13 protein-coding genes are annotated in these 11,858 nt (G+C 60.8%); 8 read left to right on the top strand and 5 right to left on the bottom strand.

All coding sequences use genetic code 11. The features are described from left to right. The first annotated feature begins 69 nt into the window (after positions 1 to 69). Together J3P88_RS20520 and J3P88_RS20515 are read left to right on the top strand one after the other, a co-directional pair. Positions 70 to 894: an arylamine N-acetyltransferase family protein gene (locus J3P88_RS20520; protein WP_434571305.1), complete on the top strand. Its 825-nt coding sequence runs from the start codon at positions 70 to 72 to the stop codon at positions 892 to 894. 123 nt (positions 895 to 1,017) lie between these two features. Then, the gene (locus J3P88_RS20515; protein ID WP_186728258.1) at positions 1,018 to 2,538 is read left to right on the top strand and encodes a nucleobase:cation symporter-2 family protein; all 1,521 of its coding nucleotides are present in this window, start codon (positions 1,018 to 1,020) and stop codon (positions 2,536 to 2,538) included. Positions 2,539 to 2,709: 171 nt separating this feature from the next. On the opposite strand, the gene J3P88_RS20510 is transcribed toward J3P88_RS20515, so the two are convergent. Then, the gene (locus J3P88_RS20510; protein WP_434571303.1) at positions 2,710 to 3,060 is read right to left on the bottom strand and encodes a hypothetical protein; all 351 of its coding nucleotides are present in this window, start codon (positions 3,058 to 3,060) and stop codon (positions 2,710 to 2,712) included. A 256-nt stretch (positions 3,061 to 3,316) separates the two neighbouring features. Here J3P88_RS20510 and J3P88_RS20505 point away from each other — a divergent pair, with 256 nt between their 5' ends. Next, on the top strand, positions 3,317 to 4,138 hold the full coding sequence (locus J3P88_RS20505) for a shikimate 5-dehydrogenase (RefSeq protein WP_434571301.1): 822 nt from the start codon (positions 3,317 to 3,319) through the stop codon (positions 4,136 to 4,138). A 124-nt stretch (positions 4,139 to 4,262) separates the two neighbouring features. Here the strand turns inward: J3P88_RS20505 and J3P88_RS20500 are convergent, their stop codons facing one another. After that, positions 4,263 to 4,910: a YceH family protein gene (locus J3P88_RS20500; RefSeq protein ID WP_411387015.1), complete on the bottom strand. Its 648-nt coding sequence runs from the start codon at positions 4,908 to 4,910 to the stop codon at positions 4,263 to 4,265. 130 nt (positions 4,911 to 5,040) lie between these two features. Here J3P88_RS20500 and J3P88_RS20495 point away from each other — a divergent pair, with 130 nt between their 5' ends. Beyond that, on the top strand, positions 5,041 to 5,550 hold the full coding sequence (locus tag J3P88_RS20495; protein WP_186708319.1) for a DUF1993 domain-containing protein: 510 nt from the start codon (positions 5,041 to 5,043) through the stop codon (positions 5,548 to 5,550). A 218-nt stretch (positions 5,551 to 5,768) separates the two neighbouring features. Here J3P88_RS20495 and sstT read toward each other — a convergent pair whose 3' ends face one another. Further along, positions 5,769 to 7,001: a serine/threonine transporter SstT gene (gene sstT, locus J3P88_RS20490; RefSeq protein WP_434571298.1), complete on the bottom strand. Its 1,233-nt coding sequence runs from the start codon at positions 6,999 to 7,001 to the stop codon at positions 5,769 to 5,771. A gap of 437 nt (positions 7,002 to 7,438) precedes the next feature. Between sstT and J3P88_RS20485 the strand changes: the two genes are divergently transcribed. Further along, positions 7,439 to 8,599: an MFS transporter gene (locus J3P88_RS20485; RefSeq protein WP_434571296.1), complete on the top strand. Its 1,161-nt coding sequence runs from the start codon at positions 7,439 to 7,441 to the stop codon at positions 8,597 to 8,599. Here the strand turns inward: J3P88_RS20485 and nhaR are convergent. After that, the gene (gene nhaR, locus J3P88_RS20480; RefSeq protein ID WP_092472701.1) at positions 8,596 to 9,492 is read right to left on the bottom strand and encodes a transcriptional activator NhaR; all 897 of its coding nucleotides are present in this window, start codon (positions 9,490 to 9,492) and stop codon (positions 8,596 to 8,598) included. The two genes, J3P88_RS20485 and nhaR, sit on opposite strands and share 4 nt — an antisense overlap. 138 nt (positions 9,493 to 9,630) lie before the next feature. Between nhaR and J3P88_RS20475 the strand changes: the two genes are divergently transcribed. Together J3P88_RS20475 and J3P88_RS20470 are read left to right on the top strand one after the other, a co-directional pair. Continuing rightward, positions 9,631 to 9,882: a hypothetical protein gene (locus J3P88_RS20475; RefSeq protein ID WP_024619156.1), complete on the top strand. Its 252-nt coding sequence runs from the start codon at positions 9,631 to 9,633 to the stop codon at positions 9,880 to 9,882. Between the two features lie 26 nt (positions 9,883 to 9,908). Then, on the top strand, positions 9,909 to 10,658 hold the full coding sequence (locus tag J3P88_RS20470) for a TerC family protein (RefSeq protein WP_053120828.1): 750 nt from the start codon (positions 9,909 to 9,911) through the stop codon (positions 10,656 to 10,658). Positions 10,659 to 10,744: 86 nt separating this feature from the next. On the opposite strand, the gene J3P88_RS20465 is transcribed toward J3P88_RS20470, so the two are convergent. Continuing rightward, complete coding sequence (locus tag J3P88_RS20465) at positions 10,745 to 10,909, bottom strand: hypothetical protein (protein ID WP_186708327.1); 165 nt, start codon at positions 10,907 to 10,909, stop codon at positions 10,745 to 10,747. Between the two features lie 224 nt (positions 10,910 to 11,133). Here J3P88_RS20465 and J3P88_RS20460 point away from each other — a divergent pair, with 224 nt between their 5' ends. After that, on the top strand, positions 11,134 to 11,811 hold the full coding sequence (locus tag J3P88_RS20460; protein ID WP_186708329.1) for a peptidase C39 family protein: 678 nt from the start codon (positions 11,134 to 11,136) through the stop codon (positions 11,809 to 11,811). The last annotated feature ends 47 nt before the right edge of the window (positions 11,812 to 11,858 follow it).

The raw sequence follows: 11,858 nt of genomic DNA, 5'->3' as shown, positions 1-11,858 counted from the left end.
GCCTTATACCTGGCGCCCAATAGCAGTGCGCTTGTGAGCGCTGCGCCGACCCTGGAAAAGGACACCCTCATGAGTCATCCCCAACTGAGCGATACGGCTCGTTATCTGCGGCGCCTGGGTTTCGACGCACCACCGGCGCCGACCCTCGACACCTTGCGTCAACTGCAATGGCGCCATACTGCCGAATTCCCCTTTGAAACCCTGTCGACGTTGCTGCGTCAGCCCGTGCCCATCGACCTTGAATCGGTCGAGCGCAAGGTTTTCGAAGAGGGGCGCGGCGGCTATTGCTATGAACTTAACCAGCTGTTCCTGGCGCTGTTGCAAGCACTGGGTTACGACGCCCGCGGCATCACCGGGCGCGTGGTGATGAATGCGCCTGAGGGCGCCTGGACCGCCCGGACCCATCGGCTGAGCCTGGTGACGATCGAGGGTGTGCGCTACATCACCGACGTCGGCTTTGGCGGCATGGTGCCCACCGCGCCGTTGTTGCTCGATAGTCGTGAGGCCCAGGCCACGCCCCATGAGCCGTACCGCATCGAGACCCACACGGACGGTTACTTGTTGCGCGCCAACGTCGCCGACGAATGGCGACCGATGTACCTGTTCGACCTGCAGCGCCAGGAAGACATCGACTACACCGTCGGCAATTGGTACGTCTGCAATCACCCTGAGTCGCCGTTCATGGGGCGGTTGATGGTGGCCCGCACCGGCGACGGGTTGCGCAAGACCCTTAACGGCAACAGCTATGCCGTACACCGGATAGGGCAGGAGAGTGAGCGACGCGTGATCCTTGATGCCGATGAGTTGATCGATTTGCTGGAGCAGGAATTCAGCCTGCGCGTACCGCCGCGCGAGCTGTTGCGGCCCGCGGTGGTGGGGTTGCTGCAGTCATAAAAGGCGCTGGGTCGGGGCGCTGTTCCTGATGGGCATGCAACAAGTTGTATACAACTCTATGGACATTTGTCCCGAGTTTTGAATACAGTGTGCCCATAACAAAAAACAGGGAATCCCCGAACCATGAAAACGCCCCATGTTTCACTCCCACGGCCCGAGGACGAAAACCTCGGCGTCGGCGCGAATATGGCTTACGGCCTGCAACATGTGTTGACCATGTACGGTGGCATCGTCGCCGTGCCGTTGATCATCGGCCAGGCGGCCGGGCTGTCGCCGGCGGACATCGGTCTGTTGATTGCCGCGTCGTTGTTCGCGGGAGGCCTGGCCACATTGCTGCAAACCCTCGGCCTGCCGTTTTTTGGCTGCCAACTGCCCTTGGTGCAGGGCGTATCGTTTTCGGGCGTCGCGACCATGGTGGCGATTGTCGGCAGTGGCGGGGAGGGGGGCTTTCAAGCCATCCTCGGCGCGGTGATCGCAGCGTCCCTGATTGGTTTGTTGATCACTCCAGTGTTTTCCCGCATCACCCGGTTCTTCCCACCCCTGGTCACCGGCATCGTGATCACCACCATCGGCCTGACCTTGATGCCGGTGGCGGCGCGTTGGGCGATGGGCGGTAACAGTCACGCCGCCGATTTCGGCAGCATGGCGAACATTGGCCTGGCCGCGGTGACCCTGGTGCTGGTACTGCTGCTGAGCAAGATGGGCAGCGCAACCATCTCGCGGCTGTCGATTCTGTTGGCGATGGTCATCGGTACGGTCATCGCGGTGTTCCTCGGCATGGCGGACTTTTCGTCGGTCAGCCAAGGCCCGATGTTCGGTTTTCCGACACCGTTCCATTTCGGCATGCCGACATTCCATATCGCCGCGATCCTGTCGATGTGCATTGTGATCATGGTGACCTTGGTGGAAACCTCTGCCGACATCCTGGCGGTGGGCGAAATCATCGACACCAAGGTCGATTCGAGGCGTCTGGGCAACGGTCTGCGGGCCGACATGCTGTCGAGCATGATCGCGCCGATCTTCGGTTCCTTCACCCAGAGTGCCTTCGCCCAGAACGTCGGACTGGTGGCGGTCACCGGGATCAAGAGCCGTTTCGTGGTGGCAACCGGCGGGGTGTTCCTGGTTGTACTCGGCCTGCTGCCGTTCATGGGCCGTGTGATCGCCGCGGTGCCGACCTCGGTGCTGGGCGGTGCCGGCATCGTATTGTTTGGCACGGTGGCGGCCAGTGGCATTCGCACCCTGTCGAAAGTCGACTACCGCAATAACGTCAACCTGATCATCGTCGCCACTTCTATCGGCTTCGGCATGATTCCCATCGCCGCACCGAACTTCTACGATCATTTCCCGAGCTGGTTCGCGACCATCTTCCATTCAGGCATCAGTTCCTCGGCGATCATGGCGATCATGCTGAACCTGGCGTTCAACCACTTCACCACGGGCAATTCCGACCAACAGTCAGTCTTCGCCGCCGGCACCGAGCGGGTGTTGCGCTACCAGGACTTGGCAGCGCTGCGCGAAGGCGATTATTTCAGCGACGGCAAGCTGCATGATTGTGACGGCAACGAGATTCCGGTGGTGGCAGAGCCTGTTCACGAACCAGCGGAACATGGGCCGAGCCGACTGAAAAGCAGCGAGCACGTCTGACAAAGCCCTGTGGCGAGGGAGCTTGCTCCCGCTGGACGCGAAGCGGCCCTGTTTTAGGACTGCTGCGCAGCCCAGCGGGAGCAAGCTCCCTCGCCACAGGGGTTATCTAGTGGACATGAAAAAGCCTGTGATCATCGATCACAGGCTTTTTTGTGCCACCCGGAAGGCTGATTACCAGCGACCGTAATGACCACGAGGCGGGCCATAGTAGTAGCCTCGTGGTGGCCCGTAATACACCGGTGCCGGGCGATAGTAGATTGGCCGCTCTACATACACCGGCTGCGGTTGGTAATAGACCGGCGGTGGTGCCTGGTAATAGACCGGTTGCGGTTGCACGTAGACCGGTTGCTGCACATACACCGGACGATCACGGTTGATGATGGCCGAGCCGACAATGGCCGAACCGACGATGGCACCAAACACGGCGGGCCCCTCCCAACCACCACGACCGTGGGCGGATGCCTGGCCGGTGACCGTGAGTGCCCCCATGAGCAGGGCGATGATGGGAAGTCTACGATTCATGGCTGTTCCTCGTTTCGGCCCCGGCGCCTGTGGTCTGCGACAGACCCGATGAGCGTCGCGGGGATACTGCTATGACAGCGATTTTCTCAGGATTTGCGCCGCCGTTGGGTAAATATTGTGTAAGGTCTGTAGCGCTTTTTTTACCGCGCCGCGTCATCCAGCAGCCTGGATCTGGCCGGACCTGGCGGTATCATCATCCAATAGACCTTTCGGGGCGGCGTTCCGTTTGTCCGAAAGTGAATGCAAGGAGACACGCATGCAGATCAACCCCAACAAAGACACCCAGCTGTGCATGTCGCTCTCGGGGCGTCCCGGAAACTTTGGCCTGCGCTTTCATAACCATTTGTATGAGCAACTGGGCCTGAACTTCTATTACAAGGCGTTCAGCAGCCAGGACCTGCCTGGCGCGGTGGGCGGTATCCGCGCCTTGGGTATTCGTGGCTGCGGCGTGTCGATGCCGTTCAAGGAAGCCTGCATCGCCCTGGTGGACGAGTTGGACCCTTCCGCCGCCGCGATCCAGTCGATCAACACCATCGTCAATACCAACGGTCATCTGAAGGCCTACAACACCGACTACATTGCCATTGCCCAATTGTTGCAAAGCCACGCCGTGCCCAAGGACGCCACCTTTGCCTTGCGCGGTAGCGGCGGCATGGCCAAGGCGGTGGCCAGCGCCTTGCATGATGGGGGCTATAAAAAAGGGCTGATCGTCGCCCGCAATGAAGCCGCAGGGCGAGCCTTGGCCGAATCCCTGGGGTATGAATGGCAAGCTGAACTGGGTGCGCGACGGCCGCAGATGCTGATCAACGTCACGCCGATCGGCATGACCGGCGGCCCGGAAGCCGACCAGTTGGCGTTCGAGCCCGAGACCATCGCCGCCGCCGAAACCGTGTTCGACGTGGTGGCGATTCCGTCGGAAACGCCCCTGATCGTGCGCGCCCGGGCCGAAGGCAAACGGGTCATCACCGGGCTGGAAGTCATTGCGATCCAAGCCCTGGAGCAATTCGTGCTGTACACCGGCGTGCGGCCCAACCTGGAGCAATTCGAAAAAGCCGTCGCTTTCGCCCGGTCCGCGTAGGAGCTGCCGAAGGCTGCGATCTTTTGATTTTGATCTTTGGCTTTCGACTCAATTGTCTGTCACAAGATCGCAGCCTCGTTGCACTCGACAGCTCCTACACAGCTCCTGCCGGAATTCCAGTAAGTTACTCCAGTCTTGCCAGGCGTTCTTCCAGTGCGGCGATCCGCGCTTCGAGCTCTTCGATGCGCTCCAGCGAGACACCGCCGCCCGCGCCACGCTCCACCGGGTGCTGGCGGGCGGCGAGAATCGCTTCGATGTCCGCCGGGTCGCCCATGGCGTGCACATAGCGGTCCTCGCGCTGGCCGGCCTGGCGTGGCACCAGCAGCGCCAGCCCCCGGGAGATCAGGCGTTCGAGTTGGTGCACCACTTGCTCGGCGTCTTCAAAGTCGTGCATCCGTCCGCTGCGGGTCAGCAACTCATTGACCGTTTGCGGGCCACGCAGGAACAGCAAGCCCATCAGGACCACTTGGGCCGGCACCAGCTCCAGGGCTTTGTCGACCCGATGTTCCCAGCGGTCGGCGCGGCTGCCCATCACCAGCTTGGTAAAACCGCGACCTTCCAGCGCCCGCAGGCTCTGGCCAACCTGGCCGGGGTTAAGGTTCATCACCGGTTCGCGGCTGGTTTTCTGGTTGCAGGCCAGTACCAGGGCGTTGAGGGTCAGCGGGTAGGTCTCGGGGTTGGTGGCCTGTTTCTCGACCAGCGCGCCGAGGATGCGGATTTCCGTGCTATTGAGCCGTGGTTCTTCAGCCTGCTGTTGTTCTTCGATGCTCATCGCGCGTTCCCTATGCTGTGGAAGCCGCCTAGCCTAATCCTTGCGCAATAAAAGACAAGCCGTGCAATCAGCCGTGGCTATAATCGCTGCCGTTTGATTCATTCTTTCCTGCCACCTGCATGAGATTGCCATGACTATTTCCCTGTACGCCGCTTCCGTCCCGGTTTTCAAGCAGATGCTCAACGCGTTGAGCGACGTTCTGAACAAGGCCGAAGCCCACGCCACCGCGAAAAACATCGACCCGAACGCTTTCCTGCAAGCCCGCCTGTACCCGGACATGTTCCCGCTGGTGCGCCAGGTGCAGATCGCGGTGGATTTCGCCAAGGGTGTGTCCGCGCGCCTGGCCGAGATCGAAGTGCCAAAGTATGACGACAGCGAGACCACGTTCGCCGAGCTGCAAGCCCTGATCGCCAAGGTATTGGCCTTTATCGATGGCATCGCGCCTGCGCAGATCGATGGCAAGGAAGGCATCGAAATCGTTACCCGTCCGGGGACGCCGAAGGAGAAGCGCTTCAGTGGCCAGAACTACCTGCTGACCTACGGCCTGCCGCAGTTCTTCTTCCATGTCACCACCACCTACGCATTGCTGCGTCACAATGGCGTGGAAGTGGGCAAGCGCGACTACATGGGCGCGTTCTAACCCCGCCGGCATGAAAAAGCCCGGGACGGTTTGGGCCGTTCCCGGGCTTTTTTGTGACCTTGGTATTTGGGGGGATTCTGATCGACCGAGGCGCCTGCTTCGCGAGCAAGCCCGCTCCCACATTGATTTTGTATTCACCACATAACCCTTGTGGGAGCGGGCTTGCTCGCGAAGGCGGTGGATCAGTTGTCCCATAGGGTCGAGTTTGCCCCGATCTTTTAAGCCGTACGCGCGAGCTTCGCTTCCTCACCCAGGCACGCCGCCGCCGTGAACAGCACATCCGTCGACGAGTTCAACGCCGTTTCCGCCGAGTCCTGCAGGACACCGATGATGAAACCCACAGCGACCACTTGCATGGCGATCTCACTGGGAATGCCAAACAGGCTGCACGCCAGGGGAATCAGCAACAGCGAACCGCCGGCCACCCCGGACGCACCGCAGGCGCAAATGGCGGCGACAACGCTCAGCAGCACGGCCGTTGGCAGGTCAACTGCAATACCCAAGGTATGTACGGCCGCCAGGGTCAGTACGGTGATGGTGATGGCAGCGCCCGCCATGTTGATGGTCGCGCCCAGTGGGATCGACACCGAATAGGTGTCTTCGTGCAGGCCTAGGCGTTTGCTCAGTTCCAGGTTCACCGGGATATTCGCCGCCGAGCTGCGGGTGAAAAACGCTGTGATGCCACTCTCGCGCAGGCAGGTGAATACCAGCGGGTAAGGGTTGCGACGCAGTTTCCAGAACACGATGAGTGGGTTGACCACCAACGCCACGAACAGCATGCAACCGATCAACACGGTCAGCAGGTGCAGGTAGCCGAGCAGGGCGCCGAAGCCGGACGTGGCCAGGGTCGAGGCCACCAGCCCGAAGATCCCCAGCGGGGCGAAGCGGATCACCAGGCGCACGATCACGGTCACGCCGTTGGACAGGTCTTCGAGCACGGTGCGCGTGGTCTGGCCAGCATGGCGAATGGCGATGCCCATGCCGATGGCCCAGGCCAGGATACCGATGAAGTTGCCGTTGAGCAGGGCGCGGACCGGGTTGTCCACCACGCTGAGCAACAGGCCCTGTAGGACCTCACTGATGCCGCCGGGTGCGGTGACCGCGACGTCATGGGTGGTCAGCACGAGGCTGGACGGAAACAACGTACTGGCAACCACCGCGACCACCGCCGCGGCGAACGTGCCCAGCAGGTAGAGGAACAAGATGGGGCGGATATGGGTTTCCTGGCCGTGCTTGTGGTTGGCGATCGACGCCATGACCAGCACGAACACCAGGATCGGCGCCACGGCCTTGAGCGCGGAGACGAAGACGTTGCCGATGAAGGCGCTGGACTTGGCCACGTCGGGCGCCAGCCATGCCAGGACAATACCGGCGATCAGGCCAATGATGATTTGCGTCACCAGGCTGGTGCGTTTAAGGCGTTGCAAAGGGGTAACGGACGAAGCTGTCATAGCGGCATCTCTGATTTTATTGTGTTCAACGGTCGACAGATCAGGGCAACAAGCGGGCAGGCCACATGAGCGAACCGAGAGAAAGTACGGCATTTGCAGGCCGCGGACTTTAGCACAGCCGGTAATAAATCTGACGGACCTGTGACAGTCCGTCACCCTTATCCGGGCCATAAGGTGCGTTTGTAAGACGCGTGCATTCTGTTAGGCTTTGCCGTTCTCACCTTCTTTCCGCCAGCGGGCCTTAGTGGCCTGTGTGGTCAGTTCTGTTAGTCAAGTTCGGCGCCAGAAGTCCATATCCTGCGTTGCTGCTCCTCGCCATAGCGGGCTATGACTCGTCGCAGCGCCTTGGCTATGGACTCCTGTCATCCGAACTTGAACTAACGAACTAACCACACAGGCCACTAAACGCTGGTGTCGTCGTTTCGCTGGAGTTCCACATGTTGTTACCCATCTTCCTGCTGTCGGCCGCCGGTTTCACCGTGCTGACCACGGAATTCGTCATCGTCGGCCTGTTGCCCTCCATCGCTCGCGACCTGCACGTCAGCATTCCCCAGGCCGGGCTGCTGGTGACGTTGTTTGCGTTTACGGTGGCGGCGTTCGGGCCGTTCCTCACGGCCTGGTTCGCCCGCTTCGAGCGGCGCAAGCTGTTTATCAGTGTGCTGGTGATGTTCGGTCTGGCCAACCTGCTGGCCACCTTTGCCCCCAACATTTGGGTAATGGCCCTTGCCCGATTGATCCCGGCCCTGGGCCTGCCGGTGTTCTGGGCGCTGGCCAGTGAAACGGCGGTGGACATTGTCGGGCCGCAACTGGCCGGGCGGGCCATCGCCCGGATCGGCTTCGGCATCGTCTGTGCCACGGTGTTCGGCATTCCAGTGGGCACGTTGATCGCCGATGCGTTTGGCTGGCGCAGTGCCTTCGCGATCCTGGCGGTCATTGCCTTCGCCAAGGCCTTGTTGCTGTTTATCTATTTGCCGAAAACCAACCTGCACCTGCATCAGGTGAGCTTCCGTTCGCAGTTGAAGATCCTGCGCAGCCCGTTGATGCAAGGGCACGTGCTGTTGTCGATCCTGGTGTTCAGCGGCATGTTCACCGCCTACACCTATCTGGCGGATATCCTCGAACGCCTCGCCGGATTCGATGGCACCCTGGTGGGCTGGTGCCTGATGGGCTTCGGCGCCGTCGGGCTGTTGGGCAACTCCTTGGGCGGCCGTGCGGTGGACCGCCATCCGCTGATCGCGTCGATGGTGTTCTGCCTGTTCCTGATCGGCGGCATGGTGGCGTTGGTCCCAAGCATTCATTCACCCCTCGCGCTGGCGGCGGCGATGGGCATCTGGGGCGTGACCCAGGCCGCGTTGTTTCTGGTCAGCCATGTGCGGTTGATGAAGGCAGCCCCGCAGGCCCCGGCGTTTGCCGCCTCGTTGAACATCGCCGGGGCCAATTTGGGGATTGGCCTGGGGGCGATGATCGGTGGCCGGGTCATCGATACCCTGGGCCTGGGCAGTGTCGGGTTCGCGGCCGCCGGGTTCATCTTCGTCTCGATTTTGCTGGCGTTGCTCCTGATGACTTTCAAGCCCCGCGCGACTTGCCTGGATAACTAAGCGCTGAACAACTCGCGACGGGCGCCTTCGGCAATCGCAACGATGCCAGGATGGCTGACCTTGCGTTCCACGGAAATGGCATAGAAGGATTCGCTCACCGCATCGGTCTGGCCGATCACTTCTACGCCGTACTGCCGCTTGACCTCTTCGGCGATCACGCTCGGGCCGATGAAAATCCCACTGCCTGATTGCCCAAAGGCCTGCATCAAGGCGCTGTCATCGAATTCGCCGACGATGCGCGGTTGGATCTGTTGCTCGGCGAACCAGCGTTGCAAGCGGCTGCGCACTACGGTTTCCGGCCCGGGAATCAGCAGCGGAGCGTCATTGAGGCCATGGGGGAAATCCTGCCCGTAGCGTTCGGCCAGCGCGGCGGTGGCAAAAAAACTGATCCCGCATTCCCCCAGTTTCTGGCTGTAGCCCTTGATGTCCAGGTGGGTCGGCATCGGGCTGTCGGAAATCACCAGGTCCAGGCGCTGGATCGCCAGGTCCGCCAGCAGCCGTTCGAGCTTGTCCTCGCGACAGGTGATGCGCAGCGGTTCACTCAACTCCATGGTCGGCGCCAAGAGTCGATAGACGATGGACTTGGGCACCACATCCGCGACTCCGACCCGGAACAGGGTTTGCTGTTCGTTGGGCTGGGCCCTCAGCATCAGTTCCAGCTCACCGCCCAACTGGAACATGTGTTCGGCGTAGGGCAGTGTCTGGCGGCCGGCTTCGGTCAGTTCCAACTGCCGCCCGACACGACGAAACAATTTGATGTTATAGGTTTGCTCGAACAGGGAAATCTGCCCGCTGATGGTCTGTGGGGTCAGGTTCAACTGCTCGCACGCCCGCACGATGCTGCCGGTTTTCGCCACGACCCAAAAGTAATGCAGTTGTCGATAATTGAGCATGGGTTCACATTGCTTCGTAAAAACCGAAGTATAACCGCTAAAAATACGAATTATCCTGAAGTATTCGTCTCTCTAGAATGCCTGGCCATTGGTGGGCCACTTTCGAGCTCCTTCTATTCTTCAAGAGGCATTTATTCCATGACCTATAAATCCCTGGGGCTTGCAGCCCTGTTGGTGATGTCGGCAACGACACTGGCGGGCTGTGAACAGGCTGAAAAAAGTGCTCAGCAGTTAATGGGGCAGGCTGCGGAAACCGCCAAGCAGGCCATCGACGATACCCATAAGGCCGCCGAACAGGCGATCAGCGAAGCCACCGGCGGCTTGATCAGCCCGAAGAAAGAGCCAGCGGACGAAGCTGACGAAACACAAACCCCTACCAAAACCATCTAACGCGTCACATCAGTCAGGACTGACCCATGGATTATCTTTTACAGCTCGCCGCCAGCCCCACCGCGTGGATCGCCCTGGCGACTCTGGTCGTGATGGAAATCGTGCTTGGCATCGATAACCTGATCTTCATTTCGATTCTGACCAACAAGCTGCCCGAACAACATCGTGCCAAGGCGCGGCGGATCGGTATCGGCATGGCGCTGATCCTGCGCTTGGGCCTGTTGAGCACGATTGCCTTCATTGTGCAGTTGACCGAACCGGTCATCGAAATCCTCGGCCAGGCGTTCTCCTGGAAAGACATGATCCTGATCGCCGGCGGCCTGTTCCTGCTGTGGAAAGCGACCACTGAAATCCACCACAGCATGGACCCGGCGCCGAATGATCCCAAGTCGGCCACGTCCGGGGTGACGCTGGGCTTTGCCGCGGCCATCGGTCAGATCCTGATGCTGGACCTGGTGTTCTCCATCGACAGCATCATCACGGCCGTGGGCATGACCGAGCATTTGCCGATCATGATCATCGCCGTCGTCGTATCGGTGCTGGTGATGCTGCTGGCGGCCGAACCGCTGGCCAAGTTCATCAATGACAACCCGACGGTCGTCATGCTGGCCCTGGGCTTCCTGATCATGATCGGCATGACGCTGATCGCCGAAGGTTTCGGCGCCCATGTACCGAAAGGCTATATCTATGCGGCCATGGCGTTCTCGGCGGCGATCGAGGTGTTGAACATGTTGTCCCGCAGGGCCAAGGAAAAGGCGCTGCCCGACAACGCCTGATTCCAGGCAGCAGGCAGAAGCCACCCGGGTCCAGGCCCGGGTGGCTTTTTTTTGGATTTGAGAACGATGGGTTTGAACGTGAGAGGTCAGTGCGCGGCGGCGTGGTGCCGGGCAGGTTTGGCGGCTTTTCCCGATGGCGCAGGTGGCGCGTGATGGTGGCGTCGAGCGATTCGAAGCACGCCCCACAGCATGGCCGTGGCTACGCTCAGCCAGCCGAATATCAGCATCAGGATTGTCGTCGTCAGGCTCATTTGTGCCTCCTTCTATCCCCGGTTCGGGATAACGCACCCAGTACAATGGACAGTCTAGTCGCTCAAGTGTTGCAGCTTGTCGATGTATGGCGCTGGGGTATGGATCGGTTCGTTCTATCGCCCTTTTAAAACGATGGTTATGGCTATACCCAGGGCTGTGCGCACCTTATGATCGTCGACCCACGCCTGGCCCGGATGCCGGGTACCTGAACAAGAGAGTCATCATGTCGCCAGTCATTCCATCGTTTCGATCATTGGTACTGGCGGTGTCCTGCCTCGTCGCCCTGGCGGGTTGCGCGGGCAGCGTATCGCCGCAGATCCAGCGCCTGCCGGAACGGGTAGAGCTCAACAGCGTGCCGTTCTATCGTGGCGAAATGCACCAGGGCGCCCCGCAATCCCTGGCCGCCTTGCTGACGTTGCAAGGCACCGTGATCACTCCAGGGCTGTTGGAAAAACCCTTGCATCTACCCGGTGGCGAAGCCCATTTGCAGAAAAACATGCAAACACTGGCGCGCGAGTACGGGCTGCTGGTGTATCCCCTCGACGCCAGGCTGCCCGCGCTGTTGGAGCAGGTCGCGGCGGGTTATCCGGTGCTGGTGCGCTATGTCGATGGTTCGGCGTTCTGGGCCGCGCCTCGGTATGGGATTCTCGCCGGCTACAACCGCCAGAAGCAGACGGTGTTGTTGCGTGCAGGCATGAATCGTCGGCAGTTGATGAGTTTCAGTGCCTTCGAATCGGCCTTCCAGAGCGCGGGTGGCTGGGCGGTGCTGGTTCAGCGCCCTACGCAGCTTCCGGCCAATGTCGACTCACAGCGTTGGTTGAAAGCGGCGGCCGATCTGGCCGGGGCAGGGCAGGAGCAAGCGGCGGCGCGGGCCACCAAGGCGCTCAGCGCCGCGCATTGATCGTTCATCCCGTTCGTCACTTGCCGGGCACGACCGGGCAGGGCTGA

It is taken from the genome of Pseudomonas sp. Z3-6, assembly GCF_051131985.1.
Taxonomy (GTDB): domain Bacteria; phylum Pseudomonadota; class Gammaproteobacteria; order Pseudomonadales; family Pseudomonadaceae; genus Aquipseudomonas; species Aquipseudomonas zanjanensis.
The sequence above is the reverse complement of the archived record's forward strand: the minus strand, read 5'-3'. Positions and strand labels throughout refer to the sequence as shown.

What these genes read in the sequence shown, in the direction of transcription:
- J3P88_RS20520 (WP_434571305.1), top strand. Translation starts at nt 70, where the DNA reads ATGAGTCATCCCCAACTGAGCGATACGGCTCGTTATCTGCGGCGCCTG.
- J3P88_RS20515 (WP_186728258.1), top strand. Translation starts at nt 1,018, where the DNA reads ATGAAAACGCCCCATGTTTCACTCCCACGGCCCGAGGACGAAAACCTC.
- J3P88_RS20510 (WP_434571303.1), bottom strand. Translation starts at nt 3,060, where the DNA reads ATGAATCGTAGACTTCCCATCATCGCCCTGCTCATGGGGGCACTCACG.
- J3P88_RS20505 (WP_434571301.1), top strand. Translation starts at nt 3,317, where the DNA reads ATGCAGATCAACCCCAACAAAGACACCCAGCTGTGCATGTCGCTCTCG.
- J3P88_RS20500 (WP_411387015.1), bottom strand. Translation starts at nt 4,910, where the DNA reads ATGAGCATCGAAGAACAACAGCAGGCTGAAGAACCACGGCTCAATAGC.
- J3P88_RS20495 (WP_186708319.1), top strand. Translation starts at nt 5,041, where the DNA reads ATGACTATTTCCCTGTACGCCGCTTCCGTCCCGGTTTTCAAGCAGATG.
- sstT (WP_434571298.1), bottom strand. Translation starts at nt 7,001, where the DNA reads ATGACAGCTTCGTCCGTTACCCCTTTGCAACGCCTTAAACGCACCAGC.
- J3P88_RS20485 (WP_434571296.1), top strand. Translation starts at nt 7,439, where the DNA reads ATGTTGTTACCCATCTTCCTGCTGTCGGCCGCCGGTTTCACCGTGCTG.
- nhaR (WP_092472701.1), bottom strand. Translation starts at nt 9,492, where the DNA reads ATGCTCAATTATCGACAACTGCATTACTTTTGGGTCGTGGCGAAAACC.
- J3P88_RS20475 (WP_024619156.1), top strand. Translation starts at nt 9,631, where the DNA reads ATGACCTATAAATCCCTGGGGCTTGCAGCCCTGTTGGTGATGTCGGCA.
- J3P88_RS20470 (WP_053120828.1), top strand. Translation starts at nt 9,909, where the DNA reads ATGGATTATCTTTTACAGCTCGCCGCCAGCCCCACCGCGTGGATCGCC.
- J3P88_RS20465 (WP_186708327.1), bottom strand. Translation starts at nt 10,909, where the DNA reads ATGAGCCTGACGACGACAATCCTGATGCTGATATTCGGCTGGCTGAGC.
- J3P88_RS20460 (WP_186708329.1), top strand. Translation starts at nt 11,134, where the DNA reads ATGTCGCCAGTCATTCCATCGTTTCGATCATTGGTACTGGCGGTGTCC.